This is a genomic window from Bacillus sp. SJS (genome assembly GCF_000732485.2).
Classification (GTDB): domain Bacteria; phylum Bacillota; class Bacilli; order Bacillales; family Bacillaceae; genus Metabacillus_B; species Metabacillus_B sediminis.
Genome location: NZ_JAQV02000018.1, coordinates 22,145 through 40,316 on the forward strand (window position 1 = coordinate 22,145; position 18,172 = coordinate 40,316).

Sequence of the window (18,172 nt, forward strand, 5' to 3'; positions counted from 1 at the left end):
AGTTGAGTTTAATAGGCTGCTTGTTCATGAACAGAACAGCATGAAAAAGTATTCTCTATGAATCTTATATTGAAATTATGAAAGCATTTTCATATAATGGAAAATGTAAGCGCTTGCTTATGTTGGAGAGAGGTGGGAGAGAAATGGCAACGATCGAAGACGTGGCAAGAAGGGCAGGGCTTTCCCGGACAACTGTGTCAAGGGTGATCAACGAACACCCCTATGTATCTATCGCGAAAAAAAAGAAAGTGATGGAGGCCATGGAGGAGCTGGGGTATGTTCCTAACTCGGCTGCGAGAAGTTTAAGAAATCAGCGAACAGGTGTGATTGCGGTTCTGATTCCACGGGTGATGAATCCTTTTTTTAGCCAGCTCATTGAAACACTCGAGCACGCAGCATCAGAAAGCTTCCACCAGCTCATTATATGCCAAACACAATATTCCGCCAAAAAGGAATTAATGTACTTAAATCTGCTCAAAACAAGGCAAGTGGATGGAGTTATCCTCACATCAGCTGAGAATGACTGGAGTGTTATTGAGGAATACCTCGATTACGGACCAATCGTTCTGTGCAATGAATTCGAAGAAAGAGCCAATGTCCCCATGATTTTTATGGATCAAAAGGAAGCGGGCTATAAGGCAACGAAGCACCTGATTGAAATGGGGCACCGTAAAATTGCTTACTGCTGCGGGAGATATCGAAGCAATGTTGCCAATGCCCGCGAGGAAGGGTTTAAAAAAGCACTGGCTGAAGCGGGAATTGCTTTCGATGAAATAGATGCATTTCGTGAAGCGATAACGAGTGAAGATGGAATCGATATTTTCAATGCCATACGATCAAGAGGTTCTAACAGGCCGACCGCTATCTTTACAGGCTCTGACGAAGTTGCAGCAGGGGTTATATCAGAAGCAGCACGCTGCAATTGGAACATTCCGCGTGACCTTGCCGTAACAGGCTTCGACAATCAAGTGATTACTGAACTAATGCATCCAAGAATCACGACTGTAGAGCAGCCGGTTTGCGAGATGGCACTGAAAACAATGGAAGTCATGATGGAAAGAATCAGATTAAGGCAATTCACCGGCAGGGAAATGCACAAATTTTCTATGAAGCTGATTATCCGTGAATCTACGAAAATGCAGGCTGAACTGGCAAGGATTCCATATTAAATGGAAGAAGCCGGTTTGGCTTTTTTTATGGCATTGAAGAGTGGAGTGGGGATCTTTAAATTTCCTCCGCCTCCGTTAATCGGCCACAAAAAAAAGAGCCTCACCGGCTCTTTTTTCTATTACAGATCCTGCACATTCATACAGCTGCTGCAGGTATTTCCATAGCATTCATGCTGTTCTTCGATTTCTTTTCCGCATTCTGCGCATTGTTTTCCGGGTAAGTTTCTGAAAAATTCAGTCAACTTAACTAACATGTTATCCCCTCCATGTCGTTTTGATATTTATATTGTATTATAACAGTGAGTAAAAGGTCAATACCTGTTTTGTAACAAAGTGTGAAAACAGCAAAAATGGGCAGATGGTCTCCGCATATAAATTGTTGCTGAAACACATAAATGCTTTGAGCTTGCGGTTCCGAGGCTGAATTGGGTATATTGAACGGTAGGGAATCATTTAGAAAGCGGGTGAGGGAACGATGAAATTAACCGTAATCGGGCACTGGGGCGGTTTTCCCGGTCCGGGAGAAGCTTCATCCGGGTATTTGCTGCAAAAGGACGGTTTCAATTTGCTGATTGATTGCGGAAGTGCTGTATTATCACAGCTGCAGTTTTATATATCTTTGAAAGAGCTGGATGCGGTACTGATTTCCCATTATCACCATGATCACGTTGCAGACGTTGGCCCCCTTCAATATGGTCGGCTTGTGGCCGGTTATCTGGAAGAGGACATTCCCGTTTTGCCGATTTATGGACATAATGGAGATATAGAGGGCTTCAGCAGGCTAACCTATAAACAAGCAACGCTTGGCAATGTTTATCATCCAAACGAAAAGCTTGAAATTGGACCCTTTCAAATAAGCTTCCTGAAAACAAATCATCCGGCAGAATGCTATGCGTTCCGGATAACAGATGGAGAGTCTGTCATTGTTTACACAGCGGATTCAAGTTTTAAAGAGGAATTTATTCCTTTCGCTAAAGGGGCTGATCTGCTGATTTCCGAGTGCAATTTTTACGCAGGGCAAGATGGAAAAAGCGCAGGACATATGAATAGCCATGATGCTGCAGTTATTGCTAGAGATGCCGGTGTAAAGCAGTGCATCCTGACACACTTGCCGCATTTTGGAAATCATGAAGATTTACTTGCGGAGGCACAGACCCTGTACGAGGGGCCGCTTTCTTTAGCAGCAAAAGGGTTAACATGGTACCGAGACAAGGGAGGAAACGCGAATGGCTCAAATGCTGTTTATTGATAATAACCATATTACAGATCCAAGAATGAATCTTGCAATTGAGGAGTACTGCCTCAAAAATTTGGACCCCGAACAATCCTATCTGCTGTTTTACATTAATGAACCTTCTATTATCATCGGGAAAAATCAGAATACAATAGAAGAAATCAATACGAAATATGTGGAGGAAAAGGGACTCCATGTAGTAAGAAGGCTATCGGGCGGAGGAGCAGTGTATCATGACCTCGGCAACCTGAATTTTAGCTTTATAACGAAGGATGACGGGGACAGCTTCCATAACTTTAAAAAATTTACCGAACCGGTAATTGAAGCCTTGAAGAAACTTGGTGTCGATGCTGAGCTCAGCGGACGCAATGATATTCTCGCTGAAGGACGGAAGATCTCTGGCAATGCCCAGTTCACGACAAGAGGGAGAATGTTCAGCCATGGAACACTTTTATTCGATTCTGAAATAGAGAATGTCGTGTCAGCTCTCGTTGTGAAAAAAGATAAGATTGAATCAAAAGGGATAAAATCAATCCGCAGCCGCGTTGCAAACATCAGTGAGTTTTTGGAAAAGAAAATGACGATTGAGGAATTCAGATCGCTTCTGCTAAGCTATATTTTTGATACGAACGGGGAAGTGCCTCAATATGTTTTAACAGAGGATGATTGGAACAAGATTCGCAAGCTTTCAGAAGAACGCTATCAAAATTGGGATTGGAATTACGGGAAGTCTCCGAAATTCAATCTCCAGCATTCCCATCGCTTCCCAGTGGGACAAATTGATGTCCGTATGGAAGTAAGCAAAGGAATGATCCATGAGTGCAAAATTTACGGAGATTTTTTCGGCGTAGGCGATGTTACTGAAATAGAAGAGCTGCTAACCGGATCGCGCTATGAAAAATCCGAGCTTGAAAAGATGATGAGACCCGTCAATGTCCAGCATTATTTCGGAAATGTATCGAAAGAACAGTTTTTGGATTTGCTTTATTAATTGGGAGGCTGGCGTATAAGGGATTCCTTAGACGTCAGTTTTTTTGTGAGAAAAAAGGCTGGGGCGGTGCCTGACCCGCAATTCTTCACCGCAATGGGGGACAGAGACGAAGGATGCTGAACCCTTGTGTATCAACAGATTGAAGAGGTGGGTGCCAGAGCTTTAGTGCGATAAAATTTTCGGGGACTGGCACGGTGCCAGTCCCGTTCTTCTTCACCGCAGCGGGGGACAGAGAGGCAGGCCGCTGAATCCTTACGTACCAAAAGTTTGAAGAGGGTGGTGCCTGAGCTTTAGTACGGTAAAATATTTGGGGACTGGCACCTCCACCGCCACTGTCATCAAATAATTCCTTTTTTTGCGTTTTACCCAATGATTTTAAGCAAAGCGTCTTACCGTTTCCTGCTCCAGCCTTCCTTTCTAAGATTCAAAATTCTCGAAGCGGGTATGAAAGAAAGTAGGCTTTCTTGATACAGAAAGGGATGAATAATCATGGCCAGAACTGGGGAAATCATGGCTGAGATCCTGGAAAAGTGGGAAATCGACCATCTTTACGGAATGCCGGGAGATTCCATTAATGAGTTTGTAGAAGAATTAAGAAAAGCGAAAAATGAATTGCAGTTTTATCAGGTTAGACATGAAGAGGTAGGGGCCCTTGCAGCAGCTGCCTACGCAAAGCTCACAGGAAAAATTGGCGTTTGTCTTTCTATTGCAGGACCGGGAGCTATTCATTTGCTTAACGGACTATATGATGCAAAAGCCGACGGCGCTCCTGTATTGGTATTGGCCGGGCAGGTACATAGCACGCAGGTAGGAACCGACGCCTTTCAGGAAGTCAATTTGGAGCGTATGTTTGACGATGTCGCCGTATATAACAAGCGTGCCGAATCCCACGAGCAGCTCCCAGATATGCTGAATCAGGCAATCCGAACAGCTTATGCTGAAAATGGGGTGGCTGTTTTAATCGTGCCGGATGACCTGTTTGCTGAAAAAGCGGATTGGGATCAGCCCTTAACCTCTGATATATTAGCAGATACAACCGGATTCCCGGATCAAAAAGACATGAAGCTTGCTGCAGAAATGATTGAGAGGGCCAAACGGCCGGTGATTCTCGCAGGAAAAGGCGCTCTCGGTGCAAAAGAAGAATTGGCCTTATTTGCCGAAAAAATTGGCGCACCTGTCGCCGTTTCCCTTCCAGGGAAAGGCGCGATTCCAGATTTGCATCCTCATTGCCTTGGTCATCTCGGACAGCTCGGGACTAAGCCATCCTATCAGGCAATGCAGGAAACCGATTTATTGATTATGATCGGAACGTCCTATCCTTACCGGGAGTTTTTGCCGGAAAAGGCGGACGCGATTCAAATTGATCGTGAAACAAAGTTTATTGGCAAGCGGTATCCGGTTGCATGCGGGCTGAATGGGGATTCAAAACGAGTCCTGGAATCGCTGACAGCCATTATTCCGTATAAAGAGGATCGGAAGTTTCTTGAGGAAAGCCAAAAGCGGGTGAAAAGCTGGAGGAAGGAAATCGAAAAAGATAAATCAGAAGAAACCGATCAACTCATGCCTCCGCAGGTTATGGCAGAGGTGCAGCAGGTTCTTGATGACGACGCAATTCTCTCTGTAGATGTAGGTAATGTTACGGTCTGGGCGGCGCGGTATCTTGACCTCGATCGGCAAAAAATGGTCATTTCGAGCTGGCTTGCCACAATGGGCTGCGGTCTTCCTGGAGCAATTGCTGCCAAGATTGCCGAACCGGATAAGCAGGTTTGGGCGTTTTGTGGAGACGGCGGCTTTTCAATGGTCATGCACGATTTTGTAACAGCGGTCCGCTATAAACTGCCCATCGTCATTGTTATTTTCAATAACCAAAAGCTCGGTATGATTCATTACGAGCAGCAGGAAATGGGCCACATTGAATATGGAACTGAGCTCGGCAGCATAGATTTCGCAAAGTTCGCGGAGGCATGCGGCGGAATTGGTGCCCGCATCCAAAACCGCGAGGAAATGAGGCTTGCTCTCAAGCAGGCACTGAAAGCGGATAAACCGGTGATCCTGGATGTTCAGGTTGAAGAAGAACCCCCTCTTCCCGGAAATATTTCGTACGGTCAAGCTGTTCATTACACAGAATACATGGTCAAGAAATTCTTTTCAGATAAAAGTGTCACACTTCCTCCGATTGGGAAAAGCATCAAGCGATTGTTTTAAAGAAGGGCCTGCGGGCTTTTCTTTTTTTATTTTTGACCGTTTTCGCAAACCGTTTGCTTTGAATAGGAAAAAGCATGGCTGATTTCCGCTTCAATTAACTAAACTATTTTTTTCTTTTGGCTATGTTAATGATTAGTGTGGATTCAATTAATGTATTCAGGACTTCAAGATGTGAAGTCCACTTTTGATTATCATTAAACTTTCTTTTTGAATCTATCTCTTGTATTGGAATACACCAATGCAAAAATAATTAGAGTTAAAAGCAGAATAAGACCAATAACAAATAAAACTTGGTTTTCTAACATCTCATTCAATGCAAATAATAATATGCTCAAGCTAATACCATACATAATTTTACCCATAAATTTGCACAAAGCTACTTCATCGTATTGAGCCTTTTCAATGTCAGACATTGTATTATAACCTGCAAGTATTGATGCTCCTTTTCCTTTCGATAGTGTGATAGCGAAAATAAAGAAAGGTATTGAAATAACAAGCATAGCAGCTCCCATAAAAATTTGCCTCCTTTCTATAAGTTTCTCTATTGGCCAGAGAATCGAAGTTTAAAATATTTATACGTTCTTAGTGAATTATAAGTTTCATTAATTGGAAATAGACAGCTCTCTTTTCAATGTATGATCACTTCGGTGCTAACCTATATCTAGGAATTAAACCAAATGAAATAATGGTTGAGGTCTTTTACCAGATGTTGATCTGCTGATTAAAATTTTTTCGAGTTATTGAACAAGAAAAGAGTTATATTTTTTAAAAAATTCCGCCTTTTCCCGTGTTAAAATGGAATTATCAAGAAATCAGGAGGCGGAAAATGACATTATTAACCTGGATAAGTATTTTATTGCTTGCTGTGCTGATCTTTATGGTTATGCGGCTGCATGAATCGGCTAAAAGAAAAATTGCGATTGGAGCAGCTGGAATTCTTGCTGTCTTTTTCCTCATGCTTGACCAGCCGGTGACAAACAGACAAGCCTCTGTGGTAGAGGAAACGCCGGTAAAGACAGACTCCTCCTCTGACGAAGAAATTGTAAAGCTTAAGCAGCAGCTGAAAGAGGCTGAGAGCACCGGAAAGGAAAATGAACAGACTGCTGAAAAGCTGAAGCAGCAGCTTGCTGATGCAGAAGCGAAAAAAACGCAGGACATTCAGGCAGCCGTTAAAGCAGCGGAAGACAAAATGACTAAAGCTCATCAGGAAGAGATGAAGCAGGTTCTGGATCATGCCTTCAAGCAGTCTCAAGAAAAAGCAGAGCCGGTCCAAGCTTACGATGACAGTGCCGGCGAGCCTGAAACACCGTCGGATAAGCCGTCCGAATTCGATCCTTTTGGACCTGACCTGGATTGCGGAGATTTTTCGTCACAGGCTGATGCACAGGCGGTTTATGACGCTGCCGGAGGCCCTGGAAAGGATCCGCATGATTTAGACCGTGATCATGATGGCATGGCTTGTGACGTCAATTAAGCTCTCCATTTTTAGGAAGAAAGTCGGTTTAAGCCTTGTCCATTTCGTTTTCTTTTAATATAATATATTTAGAATTTTTTTAAAATATAATGAATGACTATTCATTCATTGTTAGGGGTTGGGAGAATGAATGTAAGTTCACGGTTATCTGAAACAGCTGGGCAATATGGGGAAAAGCCAGCTTATTATTTTGAAGGGCAAGCTGTTTCTTACAATCAGCTTGATGGGATGGTCAGCCAATTTGCAGCAAATCTGCAGTCAATGGGCATTGAAAAAGGGGATCATGTGGCATTATTGCTTGGGAATTCTCCTTATTTTGTCATTGGCATGTATGGAGCATTAAGAGCAGGTGCAACCGTTATTCCGGTGAATCCAATTTATACACCGGCTGAGATTGGCTATATCCTGAGCAATGGAGATGTCAAAGGGATCATTGCACTGGATTTGCTGCTGCCGATGTTTGAACAAATGGATGCTCAGCTCCCTGGACTTGAGCATATAATTTTTTGTGAAACACCTCCATCAGAAAATAAGCCATTCAATATAGAAGACGCATCGATCCGGACAAAAATGAAATCGTTTACAAGTATGCTGTCAGCGGGCAGTTCTGTCTTTAGCCCTCCAAAGCTTGATGAAGAGGATCTTGCTGTCATTTTGTATACATCCGGAACAACAGGGAAGCCGAAGGGCGCCATGCTGACTCATAAAAATATTTACAGCAACGCTTCGGATGTTGCCGCGTATTTAAAAATGAATGACCAGGACAAAGTCGTTGCTACCCTCCCGATGTTTCATGTTTTTTGCCTGACAGTGTCTTTAAATGCCCCGCTAATGAACGGTGCTTCGCTCATTATTGTTCCGCGGTTTAGCCCTAAAGAGGTCTTCAGGCTGATCAAGGAATATCAGGCAACCGTATTTGCGGGAGTTCCGACCATGTATAACTTTATGCTTCAATATGAGAATGGACTTCAAGAAGATGTGGAGTCGCTGAGGCTGTGCATTTCGGGAGGAGCCTCCATGCCTGTTGCGCTTCTGAAGGGCTTTGAGCAGAAATTTAAAGTGGTTATTTCCGAGGGGTACGGATTATCGGAGGCGTCGCCGGTAACGTGCTTTAATCCTCTGGACCGGCCGCGAAAAGCCGGATCAATCGGGATGAACATCCTGAACGTTGAAAACAAAGTGGTGAACGAACTTGGCGAAGAAGTCCCTCCGAACCAGGTAGGAGAACTGATTGCGAAAGGGCCTAATATCATGAGGGGCTATTACAAAATGCCGGAGGAAACCGCCCACACGATTCGTGACGGATGGCTTTATACGGGTGATCTTGCCAGAATGGATGAGGAAGGCTATTTCTACATCGTCGACAGGAAAAAGGACATGATTATTGTCGGCGGGTATAATGTATATCCGCGCGAAGTAGAAGAGGTTTATTACAATCATCCTGAAATTACAGAGGCTGCGGTGCTTGGAATACCAGACCCGGAGCAGGGGGAAGCGGTTCTATGCTATATTGTGACGACGAACCCGAATTTAACAGCGGAGTCACTAATTGAGTATGGGAAAGGGCAGCTTGCAAAATATAAAGTACCATCCGTCATAGAATTTTTGGATGAACTGCCTAAAAATACAACCGGCAAAATTCTTCGCCGTGCACTCAAGGAGCAAGTTGCGGAAAGATCACGTTTATGAGTCTGATTGATTTTTCAAAGGGAAATGGCATAGCCCATGTCACCATTAATCGTCCGGACGTACTGAACTGCTTCAGCTACCAGACGCTCCTTGATCTGGAACAGGCAGTGGAAGAAATCCGGATTGACCGGGAAATTCGAACCGTCATTATCAGAGGAGCCGGCGAAAAAGCGTTCAGTGCAGGAGCGGATCTGAAGGAAAGAAAGACACTTACAGATGAACAGGTGAAACGGAATCTGTTTAAAATGGGCGAAGTGCTGACGAAAATAGAACAGCTTCCTCAGCCTGTCATTGCAGCGATTAACGGCTTTGCATTTGGCGGAGGGCTGGAGCTTGCATTAGCCTGCGATTTCAGGATTATGTCGGATCATACTCAAATCGGCCTTACCGAAACAGGACTTGGCATTATCCCCGGAGCAGGGGGAACGCAGCGCCTGCCAAGATTGATTGGTACGTCCAAAGCGCTCGAACTTATTGTAAAAGCGAAAAAATTGACTGCAGCAGATGCGCTTGCTTACGGCTTAATTAATGAAGCCATTCCATCTGAGCAGCTGATGGATACATGCATGGACTGGGCTGCAGCTATCGCCCAAAACGCGCCTATTGCCGTCCAGCAGGCTAAGTTCGCAGTGAAAAATGGAATGAACACTGATTTGCAGACAGGCATGCAGATTGAACGGAAGGCATACGAAGTAACCATTCCAACGGAAGACCGGTTAGAAGCGCTTCAGGCATTCAGCGAGAAACGAAAACCGGAGTTTAAAGGGAGATAATGAATGAGCGGCTGGCTTAAAAAGGGGAAACGATGCCTCTTTTGGGGTCAGCTTTTTTGTGCGGAGTCGGTGCCCGGAGGACTAGTTGGCTGGGTTTTACTACACTGGGTGCGGCCGGTGCCAGTCCCGTCATGCTTCACCGCATCAGGGGACAGAGGCTCCATCCGATTAACCCTTGTGGCTCAATGGCTTTCGGAGGAGGTGCCGGAGCTTTAGTGCGGTAAAAACTTTGGGGACTGGCACGGTGCCAGTCCCCTTATGCTTCACTTCAGCGGGGGACAGTGGCATCTGCCGATAAACGCTTATAGCCCAACGGTTTTCAAAGGAAGTACCAGAGCTTTAGTACGGTAAAATACTGCGGGACTGGCACCACTTCTTTGAGCTCCGCCTTCCATCCTTTTTTCGTTTTTCATTTAGCCCAAGCCTCATCTGCAATAGAACTTACTTCAGGATTAGAATGATAATTATAGTCTTTTATCCGGTTGGTGCTAAAAAACAACATCTCCGTTTTCCCCTCAAAAAGCTTGATTGAATAGGCATATCCGGCTCCTTTATCCTGGTTTTTATCCGGTATGAATTTGACATTTTTCAGGTTGGCAAGGAATTCTTTTACTTTGGATTTTTCCTTTATGGTTTTCGTTTCGCCATTTCCTTTTGTAAGGTGAATTTCCGTTACCTTATTCAAATTTTTCCCGTAAATTTCAGAAAATGTTTCGGTCTGAGGCATACAGCCGGCTGCTATGCCTGCTAACAGAATCGCCGATATAAGAATTTTTTTCATGAATATCCCCTTAAATAATCAAACTTGTTCAAAAAATCAAACAATTGTATACTATATAAAACAAATTGAAGGAGCAGAGATGATTGATATTCAAAAGCAGATTTCGATGAATCTAAAACGGATCCGTAAGATGAGGGGCTTAAGTCTGGACCGGGTTTCCGCCCTTTCCGGGGTGAGCAAAGGAATGCTTTCCCAGATTGAGAACGGGGATTCGAGCCCTACCGTGTCCACTCTTTGGAAAATTGCCAATGGTCTGGAAGTCTCTTTTTCTTCTTTAGTCGAAGAAAAAGAGAGTGAGGTTTCAGTTGTTAGGGGGATAGAAGCAGCGGCGATTAAAGGAAATGAAGGTTTGTATCAAGTATTCTCCTATTTTCCTTACGAGGAATCCCGCCGGTTTGAAATTTACCGGATGGAGTTGCTGCCAGGCTGCCGTCAGGTATCGGACCCGCACCATGGAGGAGCAGAGGAATATTTGTATGCGGCAGAAGGCAGTATTTCAGTTGAAATTGGAAGCCGGGTAATCACTCTGGGTAAAGGGGACGCATTGAGATTCAGGGCTCACGAGAATCATATTTATGAAAACAAGACCAATGATAAGGCGGTTTGTCATCTGCTAATCTATTATCCATGATAGGAGGGGATCGTATGCAGCCAGCTGCTGCATATGAAAGAAAATCATCGTTCGGAGAAGGGATGCAGGCGGGCATTTCGATTGCGGTCGGGTATATGCCGGTTGCCCTGACGTTTGGGTTAATTGCAAAATCAACCGGCTTAAGTTTGGCTGAAGCGGTGATGATGAGCTTGTTTGTTTTTGCGGGAGCGGCTCAATACATATCATTGAATCTGATTGCAGCCGGAACGGGAGCTTTTGAAATTGTCTTTACCACATTTATTTTGAATATCCGCCATTTTCTGATGGCTGCATCTCTAAATGAGCGGGCGGAGGAAGCTCCTTCATGGAAAAAAGCACTATATGCATTCGGGATAACGGATGAGACGTTTTCGGTTGCATCGCTGAAAGAGGGCAGGCTCACCACAGGCTACATGTTTGGATTAATTTTCATTTCTTATTCAAGCTGGGTTGTGTTTACCGGAATTGGCCACTGGGCAGGAAACCTGCTGCCGGTTCTCCTCCAGGAGAGCATGTCGATTGCTTTGTACGCACTTTTTATCGGTCTCCTTGTGCCTTCACTAAAAGGCCAGCGCAAAGTCATGGTCCTTGCGGCAAGTGCGGCCGTCTTTAATTCCCTCCTTGTTCTATCTGGATATTTATCAGGAGGCTGGTCGATTGTGCTTGCCACGCTTATCTCTGCTATAGGGGTCGAACTGATCTGGAGAGGGAGGAAGGAGGCAACGGAAAATGAGTGAATCCATGATTCTCCTTATTGCAGGTATGGCAGTGGCTACCTACATTCCAAGAATGGTCCCTTTTCTTGTTTTCAGAGGTTCGGCTCTCCCGGATTTCCTGCAGAATGTATTGAAAAATGTCCCTTATGCCATTCTTGGGGCATTGATTGTTCCCGCCATCTTCATGACGGATAAAGGATTTATATTCGGTGCTGTGGGAGCGGCTGCCGCATTCGCGGCCGGGTACCTTGGCTGGAATGTTATTTTCGTTGTGCTTGCTTCAATTCTCGCAGTCATGGGATACGCGTACTTTTTTAGCTGAGCAGTTCTATTTAGGCCCTGTTTGACTTACACTAGTACAAACAGGGCTTGGTTCATGAGGAGGACGGCAGCATGCGAAGATGGCTGACTGCATCGGTACTTGGTTATTTTCTGTACGGCCTTTTTATTTATTGGTATTTATTTATGACGTCAGATGGAGCTCTCCCGCAGCATTTGGAAGGGACACCGGCTGATCCGAAAACTTTTATGAATGGCAGGGAGCTGCTGCTTTCTGAACAATATTCGAAAATAAAAGACTTTCTCTTTTTTGTGACAGCACCATTTGAATGGTTTTTGTTTTTAGTCATGCTCATAACGGGACTTGCGCGCAAGTTTCAGCATTGGGCAGAAGGAACATCCCGTTTTTTTGCAGTGAGAACCGCCATCTTCTGGTTCTGGGTTTCGCTTGTCATAAGTACGGTGTCTCTGCCGGTTGAATACATCAGCTATTATTTATCCAAATCCTATCACATTTCCACACAGTCCTTTCCGAGCTGGATGAAGGATCAGCTGATTGATTTTTGGACAAATTACGCCATTATGGTCCTGATTGTGGGAGTACTCGTCTTTCTAATCCGTAAATTTCATAAGCGCTGGTGGCTGGCAGCATGGGCGCTGTCGGTTCCGTTTTCCTTATTTATGATGTTTCTGCAGCCAGTCGTTCTCGACCCTCTATACAATGATTTTTACCCTCTTAAAAATAAAGAGCTGGAGACGGAAATCCTGGAAGTGGCAAAGCGGGCTGATATACCGGCCGAGCATGTGTATGAAGTGAATATGTCGGAGAAAACGAACTCGATGAATGCATATGTAACAGGAATCGGCTCCAACTCAAGAATCGTCTTGTGGGATACCACGCTTGAAAAGCTTGATGAAAAGGAAATTTTGTTCATCATGGCCCATGAGATGGGGCACTACGTAATGAAGCATATTTATATCGGAATCGGCGGATATCTGCTGCTTTCGTTTGCAGGACTTTTCCTCGTCAAACAGCTAATGGAGTGGCTGATCAGTCAAAGAGGAAAGAGGCTGAACATTCAGTCCTCTGGACAGCTGGCTGCTATGCCTCTTTTCTTCCTGCTGATCGGGGTGCTTTCCTTTGCATCCAGTCCACTGACAAACGCAGTTTCCCGCATGCAGGAAAAATCTGCGGATATGTACGCAATTGAAATGACCCGGAATAAAGAGTCCGCGGTCCAAAGCTTTCAGGCGCTGACTAAAAGCAGCTTAAGCCGGGTGAATCCGCCTGAGCTTGTAAAGCAATTCAGCTACACCCATCCAACGATGGCCGAGCGGATTACGTATATGGATGAACTGGTTATCCTGGAAAATAAAAAGTAGCTTGTTGGAGTGCGCAATCCTTAAATGGGTTCGCACTCTTTTTCATACGAAAGGAAAAAGGGAATGGGGGAGGAAGTGAAGAAAGTAGTATAGTGGATCATTCGAGGGGGGATGGAATGAGAACAGCTAAGCCGTCGCAATTATTTTTGAATTTCTCGGCAAACGAATGCAAAGGCTCAAGCAGGCTGTACGAAATTCTGTCAAAAGAGATGGCTCAAGACGAAGAGCTGCTTGTGCTTTCCTTAAAAGCGAAAACGGGACAGCCTCTTCCGAATCTGTTTTTTGGAGCAGTCCATTATCTGCTGCTGAAAGGAGCAGATCACAGGCTTTATGACATTTATCAAAATCCTGTGGATGAGGGGATCTGGTTTCCTATGTTTAAAGAGTTTTGTCTTGCGCATAAAAAAGAAATTGCCCTTTTGCTTGAGACGAAGCTTGTCCAAACGAATGAAGTGAGAAGATGCGCTTATCTTTTTCCTGTTTTTCAATACATATATGAATGGACGAACAAACCGCTTGCCTTGCTTGAGATAGGTACGAGCGCCGGGCTGCAGCTGCTTTGGGATCAGTATGCCTATTCGTATGGAACGGGAGAGGTGTATGGGAACACCTCATCCGATTTACGAATACAGTCGGAATGGATTGGGGGAAAAGAGCCTTCTTTGAAAAAGCACGTTCCTCCGGTCTCTGTAAGAATGGGATTTGATTTAAATATTGTGGACCTAAAGGATCAAGAGGAGTACTTGTGGATGAAGGCACTCATTTGGCCCGAACACAAAGAGCGTCTTGCAATGTTTGAGCGGGCAGCAAGCTTAGCGGGCTCGCAGCCTGTCCAATTTTTTGAAGGGGACGGGACGGCGCTGGTGGCATCCGCTGCTGAAGCCGTTCCAAATGACTCCGTCTTATGTGTGTTTCACACACACGTTGCCAATCAGATGCCTGATGAAGCAATAGAGCGGCTGCTTTCAAGCATACAGGAAATAGGACGGAGACGAGATGTGTTCCACCTCTACAATAATATAGAGGATCGCTTTCTGCACTTAGATTATTGGCTGGATGGGAAAGAGTATACGCAAACAATAGCGGAAACCGATGGCCATGGGCGCTGGTTTAAATGGCTGCTGGAAAAATAGCTAACTATAGGAGGCAGCATAATGAACGTTATTCAGCTAGGAAAAGAATGGTTCAAAGAAGCAACGAAGCTATCAGAATATGCATTTATTTATAAGGTTCCTGAATCCGAATTGGAAGAAAGATTGCAGGTAATGGAAAGGCATCATCAGCTGTTCGGAATTTTAGAGAAGGAGGAGCTTGCCGCAAAGTTCCATTTCCTGACCCATGATATCTATTTTAATGGACAAACATTGAAAATGGGCGGATTGGCTGGTGTGGCGACCTACCCTGAATACAGAAGACAGGGACATGTAAGGGAAATGCTGACGTTTGTCCTTGAAAAAATGAAGAAGGAACATATAACGGTATCTATGCTTCATCCGTTTAATGTTGCGTTTTATCGAAAATACGGATGGGAGCTTTTCAGCAGCCGCCAAAAGACGACGTTATCGGCTGGTGACCTGAAAATCCAGAAGCATGTTGGGGGTAAGGTTAAGCGCTACAACAAAGAAACACATAATGAAGATATTGAACAAATTTATGAGTCCTTCGCATCCCGCTATACCGGGATGCTTGTCCGTGACCGGGAGTGGTGGATGCGTGCCATTTATGATGAGGAAACAACTGCCGTTTATTACAATGAGAACGGAGAGCCAACCGGATACATTCTCTATCAGTTTAAGGAAAAGAAACTCCTTGTAGATGAATTTGTTCCGCTGGATCCGGAAGCAAGACATGGCCTTTGGAATTTCATTTGCCAGCATGATTCGATGGTTAAAGAAATAGAAATGGACACCCATGAAGCGGAGCCGCTCTTTTTTACCCTGCCTGAGCCGAGATTAAAAACCGATCGCAGACCATACTTTATGGCGAGGATTGTAGATGCGGAAGCGTTTCTTTCAAACTATGCATTTACGCCTGGAGCAGAGGTACTGGTTCATGTAACCGACCATCATGCACAGTGGAATAACGGATCATACTTAATTGGACAAAACGGAGCGGCTAAAAAAATATCAGATGCTGAAGCATTAGCATCAGATCTTGAGGGAGTAGATCTTTCCATTAACGCACTGACAGCCATTCTCTTTGGCTACAAATCCCCTTCAGAGCTTTTTCAGCTTGGACTGGCAGAAGGCAGCGCTGAAGAAATCATGCTGATGGAAAAAGCTGTACCTAAGCATGAGCCATTCTTTTATGACTTTTTTTAAATGATGATGAAAGAGCAGGAGGATTCTTACATGCTACCAGGCAACAAGATTTACCTTAGATTCTTTACACTCGAGGATGCCTCTGAAAGGCTTCGTCTGCAGCTGGAAAACAGAGCTTTTTTCGAAAAGTTCTCTATGGAGCGGCAGGAAAGCTTTTATACTTTGGAAGCCCAGGAACAAGCGATTGCCAATCAGATTGAAGGCAGGGAAAAGGATGAGGAATACCAATTTGGTATTTATACAAAAGACGATGTCCTTATTGGAACCATCAACCTCTTCTTCGTTGCGCGCGGAGCGATTCAGAGCGGATTCATCGGATATTTTCTTGATGAACGGTTTAATGGCAGAGGGTATACAACAGAAGCTGTAAATTTGCTTGTTCAATACGCATTTGAAGAATTAAAGCTTCACCGGATTGAGGCGGGAGTGATGCCTCACAACATCGGTTCCATTAAGGTCTTGACCAAGGCCGGCTTTCATAAAGAAGGTCTGGCGAGAAAAAATGTGAAAATCAATGGCAGGTGGGAGGATCATGAGCTGCTGGCGATTGTGAATCCGAAGGACTGAAATAAATACTAAGATTAGCAGCACAACCCAAGGACATGGATTGTGCTGCTATTTTTATGCAGAGGTAAATATACGGTGACTGCCCCTGGAACGTTGAGTCCGCACAGATATAGTTAAACACCTTCGAAAAATAAGGTACATTGCTGCCGCTATTTTTCGGAGGTTTTTTTGCGTGGCAGTACTGCGTGACACTTCAATTTCCTATTGTTAGTTTTTTACAAAATCAACTTTTAAAAAAATAATTCTACAAAGTTATCAAAAAAGTGTTTCTTTTTCAAATAATCTGTTATATATTAATCTTAGATTTTTAAATCTGTATTATAACAATTTGGAGAGGTGATATTCGTGGCAACCCAAACAGCCGGTATTCGAGTGATTGGGGAATTGGAAGATGCATACAAGGATTTGCTCAAACCTGAAGCCCTCGCACTTATCGGGCAGCTTGAAGAAAAATTCGGGCCCAGGCGCAGAGAGCTGCTTCAAAAAAGGCAAGAACGCCAAAGTCAGCTTCAAGCAGGAAAATTATTTGATTTTTTAAAGGAAACCGAAAGCATTCGAAACGGACAGTGGACCATTGCTCCGCTTCCGGACGATCTTCTGGACAGACGGGTTGAAATCACAGGCCCTGTTGACCGGAAAATGATCATAAATGCTCTGAACTCCGGTGCGAAAGTCTTTATGGCTGATTTTGAAGATGCAACCTCGCCTGCCTGGAGCAACATGATGGAAGGGCAGCTGAATTTAAGGGATGCGGTTCAGCGGACAATCCGTCTCCAACAGGCGGACGGAAAAGTTTACAAACTGAACCCGCAGCCTGCTGTCCTAAAGGTCCGTCCAAGAGGCTGGCATTTGGAAGAGAAGCATGTCCTGCTTCATGACGAGAGGATTTCGGGGAGTTTGTTCGATTTTGGATTGTATTTTTTCCATAATGCACGGACACTCATTGAGAACGGAAGCGGTCCATACTTTTATTTGCCGAAGCTTGAAAGCCATCTTGAAGCAAGACTTTGGAATGATGTCTTCATTTTTGCGCAAGAGGAGCTTGGAATTCCACGCGGCACGATAAAAGCAACGGTACTGATTGAAACGATACCTGCAGCCTTTGAAATGGATGAAATTCTTTATGAACTGAAGGAGCATTCAGCGGGCCTTAACTGCGGCAGATGGGATTATATCTTCAGCTATTTAAAAAAGCTCCGCGGCCAATCGGATGTGATTTTGCCAGACCGGGCGCAGGTGACCATGACCTCTCCATTTATGAGAGCGTATTCTCTGCTTGTCATTAAAACGTGTCACAAGCGGAACGCTCCGGCAATAGGGGGAATGGCGGCACAAATCCCGATTAAGGACAATGCGGAAGCAAACGAGGCAGCGATGAACAAGGTGAAAGCTGACAAACTCCGCGAAGCAAGCGACGGTCATGATGGCACTTGGGTTGCTCATCCGGCACTCGTCTCCATTGCATTGGATGTGTTCAATGAATACATGCCGGGCAAAAATCAAATCGAAAAACAGCTAGAAGAATTGGAAGTGACGGCATCCGATTTGCTTGAAGTACCCGGTGGAACGATTACAGAAGCAGGTCTTAGGATGAATATTGATGTCGGCATCCGCTATCTGGCTTCCTGGCTTTCCGGAAGAGGAGCCGCCCCGATTCATCATTTGATGGAGGATGCGGCCACCGCTGAAATATCCAGAGCCCAGGTTTGGCAGTGGATTCGGCATGATAAAGGGAATCTGGATGACGGAAGACCGGTGACGATGGAGCTTTACGAGCAGCTTAAGAGGGAGGAAACGGCAAAAATTGCGGAAGAACTCGGGGATAAGTTTTATACGCAAATGAAGTTTCCAGAAGCCGCTGATGTATTTGACGAATTAGTAAAGAATGACGAATTTACCGATTTTCTGACACTGCCAAGCTACGAAAAAATTTAACGAAAACAAAGGGGATGGATTTAC

At 44.6% G+C, this 18,172-nt stretch carries 18 protein-coding genes; 15 read left to right on the forward strand and 3 right to left on the reverse strand.

From position 1 onward, the window contains the following. Positions 1–143 precede the first annotated feature (143 nt). Complete coding sequence (locus tag AS29_RS10205) at positions 144–1,169, forward strand: LacI family DNA-binding transcriptional regulator (RefSeq protein ID WP_035413695.1); 1,026 nt, start codon at positions 144–146, stop codon at positions 1,167–1,169. Between the two features lie 119 nt (positions 1,170–1,288). On the opposite strand, the gene yhfH is transcribed toward AS29_RS10205, so the two are convergent. Further along, complete coding sequence (gene yhfH / locus AS29_RS21020; protein WP_082883808.1) at positions 1,289–1,423, reverse strand: protein YhfH; 135 nt, start codon at positions 1,421–1,423, stop codon at positions 1,289–1,291. 221 nt (positions 1,424–1,644) lie between these two features. Between yhfH and AS29_RS10210 the strand changes: the two genes are divergently transcribed. From AS29_RS10210 to AS29_RS10225, 3 genes are all read left to right on the forward strand, one after another. Next, positions 1,645–2,418, forward strand: a complete 774-nt coding sequence (locus AS29_RS10210) for an MBL fold metallo-hydrolase (RefSeq protein ID WP_035413697.1) — start codon at positions 1,645–1,647, stop codon at positions 2,416–2,418. Beyond that, complete coding sequence (locus tag AS29_RS10215) at positions 2,405–3,394, forward strand: lipoate--protein ligase (protein ID WP_035413774.1); 990 nt, start codon at positions 2,405–2,407, stop codon at positions 3,392–3,394. The genes AS29_RS10210 and AS29_RS10215 overlap by 14 nt, the downstream gene beginning before the upstream one ends. Before the next feature lie 489 nt (positions 3,395–3,883). Next, a complete protein-coding gene (locus AS29_RS10225) occupies positions 3,884–5,599 on the forward strand; it encodes a pyruvate oxidase (RefSeq protein ID WP_035413701.1) in 1,716 nt (571 codons plus the stop codon). A gap of 194 nt (positions 5,600–5,793) precedes the next feature. Here AS29_RS10225 and AS29_RS10230 read toward each other — a convergent pair whose 3' ends face one another. Beyond that, entirely contained in the window at positions 5,794–6,111 is a 318-nt protein-coding gene (locus AS29_RS10230; RefSeq protein ID WP_035413703.1) for a DUF3784 domain-containing protein, read from the reverse strand. 314 nt (positions 6,112–6,425) lie between these two features. Here AS29_RS10230 and AS29_RS10235 point away from each other — a divergent pair, with 314 nt between their 5' ends. From AS29_RS10235 to AS29_RS10245, 3 genes are all read left to right on the forward strand, one after another. Further along, complete coding sequence (locus tag AS29_RS10235; protein WP_051860893.1) at positions 6,426–7,073, forward strand: hypothetical protein; 648 nt, start codon at positions 6,426–6,428, stop codon at positions 7,071–7,073. 126 nt (positions 7,074–7,199) lie between these two features. Next, positions 7,200–8,762 (forward strand): fatty acid--CoA ligase family protein, encoded by a 1,563-nt coding sequence (locus AS29_RS10240; protein WP_035413705.1) that lies wholly within the window; start codon positions 7,200–7,202, stop codon positions 8,760–8,762. Further along, entirely contained in the window at positions 8,759–9,535 is a 777-nt protein-coding gene (locus tag AS29_RS10245) for an enoyl-CoA hydratase-related protein (RefSeq protein WP_035413707.1), read from the forward strand. The genes AS29_RS10240 and AS29_RS10245 overlap by 4 nt, the downstream gene beginning before the upstream one ends. A 409-nt stretch (positions 9,536–9,944) precedes the next feature. Here the strand turns inward: AS29_RS10245 and AS29_RS10255 are convergent, their stop codons facing one another. After that, positions 9,945–10,316: a hypothetical protein gene (locus tag AS29_RS10255; RefSeq protein ID WP_035413711.1), complete on the reverse strand. Its 372-nt coding sequence runs from the start codon at positions 10,314–10,316 to the stop codon at positions 9,945–9,947. A 79-nt stretch (positions 10,317–10,395) separates the two neighbouring features. Between AS29_RS10255 and AS29_RS10260 the strand changes: the two genes are divergently transcribed. The 8 genes from AS29_RS10260 to aceB all read left to right on the forward strand — a co-directional run bounded on the left by AS29_RS10260 (position 10,396) and on the right by aceB (position 18,148). Further along, the gene (locus tag AS29_RS10260; protein ID WP_035413779.1) at positions 10,396–10,947 is read left to right on the forward strand and encodes a helix-turn-helix domain-containing protein; all 552 of its coding nucleotides are present in this window, start codon (positions 10,396–10,398) and stop codon (positions 10,945–10,947) included. Between the two features lie 14 nt (positions 10,948–10,961). Further along, the gene (locus AS29_RS10265; protein WP_035413713.1) at positions 10,962–11,684 is read left to right on the forward strand and encodes an AzlC family ABC transporter permease; all 723 of its coding nucleotides are present in this window, start codon (positions 10,962–10,964) and stop codon (positions 11,682–11,684) included. After that, entirely contained in the window at positions 11,677–11,985 is a 309-nt protein-coding gene (locus AS29_RS10270) for an AzlD domain-containing protein (RefSeq protein WP_035413714.1), read from the forward strand. The genes AS29_RS10265 and AS29_RS10270 overlap by 8 nt, the downstream gene beginning before the upstream one ends. A 71-nt stretch (positions 11,986–12,056) precedes the next feature. Continuing rightward, a complete protein-coding gene (locus AS29_RS10275) occupies positions 12,057–13,325 on the forward strand; it encodes a M48 family metallopeptidase (RefSeq protein WP_035413716.1) in 1,269 nt (422 codons plus the stop codon). Between the two features lie 116 nt (positions 13,326–13,441). Beyond that, the gene (locus AS29_RS10280) at positions 13,442–14,458 is read left to right on the forward strand and encodes a DUF2332 domain-containing protein (protein WP_035413718.1); all 1,017 of its coding nucleotides are present in this window, start codon (positions 13,442–13,444) and stop codon (positions 14,456–14,458) included. Between the two features lie 21 nt (positions 14,459–14,479). Next, positions 14,480–15,646, forward strand: coding sequence for a GNAT family N-acetyltransferase (locus tag AS29_RS10285; protein WP_035413720.1), 1,167 nt, complete (start codon positions 14,480–14,482; stop codon positions 15,644–15,646). Between the two features lie 30 nt (positions 15,647–15,676). After that, positions 15,677–16,213: a GNAT family N-acetyltransferase gene (locus tag AS29_RS10290; protein ID WP_035413722.1), complete on the forward strand. Its 537-nt coding sequence runs from the start codon at positions 15,677–15,679 to the stop codon at positions 16,211–16,213. A gap of 345 nt (positions 16,214–16,558) precedes the next feature. Further along, positions 16,559–18,148: a malate synthase A gene (aceB, locus tag AS29_RS10295; protein ID WP_035413723.1), complete on the forward strand. Its 1,590-nt coding sequence runs from the start codon at positions 16,559–16,561 to the stop codon at positions 18,146–18,148. Positions 18,149–18,172 lie beyond the last annotated feature (24 nt).

Coding starts and splice junctions, on each gene's coding strand:
- AS29_RS10215 (WP_035413774.1), top strand. CDS start 2,405: ATGCTGTTTATTGATAATAACCATATTACAGATCCAAGAATGAATCTT.
- AS29_RS10270 (WP_035413714.1), top strand. CDS start 11,677: ATGAGTGAATCCATGATTCTCCTTATTGCAGGTATGGCAGTGGCTACC.
- AS29_RS10285 (WP_035413720.1), top strand. CDS start 14,480: ATGAACGTTATTCAGCTAGGAAAAGAATGGTTCAAAGAAGCAACGAAG.
- AS29_RS10230 (WP_035413703.1), bottom strand. CDS start 6,111: ATGGGAGCTGCTATGCTTGTTATTTCAATACCTTTCTTTATTTTCGCT.
- AS29_RS10205 (WP_035413695.1), top strand. CDS start 144: ATGGCAACGATCGAAGACGTGGCAAGAAGGGCAGGGCTTTCCCGGACA.
- AS29_RS10240 (WP_035413705.1), top strand. CDS start 7,200: ATGAATGTAAGTTCACGGTTATCTGAAACAGCTGGGCAATATGGGGAA.
- AS29_RS10235 (WP_051860893.1), top strand. CDS start 6,426: ATGACATTATTAACCTGGATAAGTATTTTATTGCTTGCTGTGCTGATC.
- yhfH (WP_082883808.1), bottom strand. CDS start 1,423: ATGTTAGTTAAGTTGACTGAATTTTTCAGAAACTTACCCGGAAAACAA.
- AS29_RS10275 (WP_035413716.1), top strand. CDS start 12,057: ATGCGAAGATGGCTGACTGCATCGGTACTTGGTTATTTTCTGTACGGC.
- AS29_RS10225 (WP_035413701.1), top strand. CDS start 3,884: ATGGCCAGAACTGGGGAAATCATGGCTGAGATCCTGGAAAAGTGGGAA.
- AS29_RS10255 (WP_035413711.1), bottom strand. CDS start 10,316: ATGAAAAAAATTCTTATATCGGCGATTCTGTTAGCAGGCATAGCAGCC.
- AS29_RS10260 (WP_035413779.1), top strand. CDS start 10,396: ATGATTGATATTCAAAAGCAGATTTCGATGAATCTAAAACGGATCCGT.
- AS29_RS10265 (WP_035413713.1), top strand. CDS start 10,962: ATGCAGCCAGCTGCTGCATATGAAAGAAAATCATCGTTCGGAGAAGGG.
- AS29_RS10290 (WP_035413722.1), top strand. CDS start 15,677: ATGCTACCAGGCAACAAGATTTACCTTAGATTCTTTACACTCGAGGAT.
- AS29_RS10280 (WP_035413718.1), top strand. CDS start 13,442: ATGAGAACAGCTAAGCCGTCGCAATTATTTTTGAATTTCTCGGCAAAC.
- AS29_RS10210 (WP_035413697.1), top strand. CDS start 1,645: ATGAAATTAACCGTAATCGGGCACTGGGGCGGTTTTCCCGGTCCGGGA.
- AS29_RS10245 (WP_035413707.1), top strand. CDS start 8,759: ATGAGTCTGATTGATTTTTCAAAGGGAAATGGCATAGCCCATGTCACC.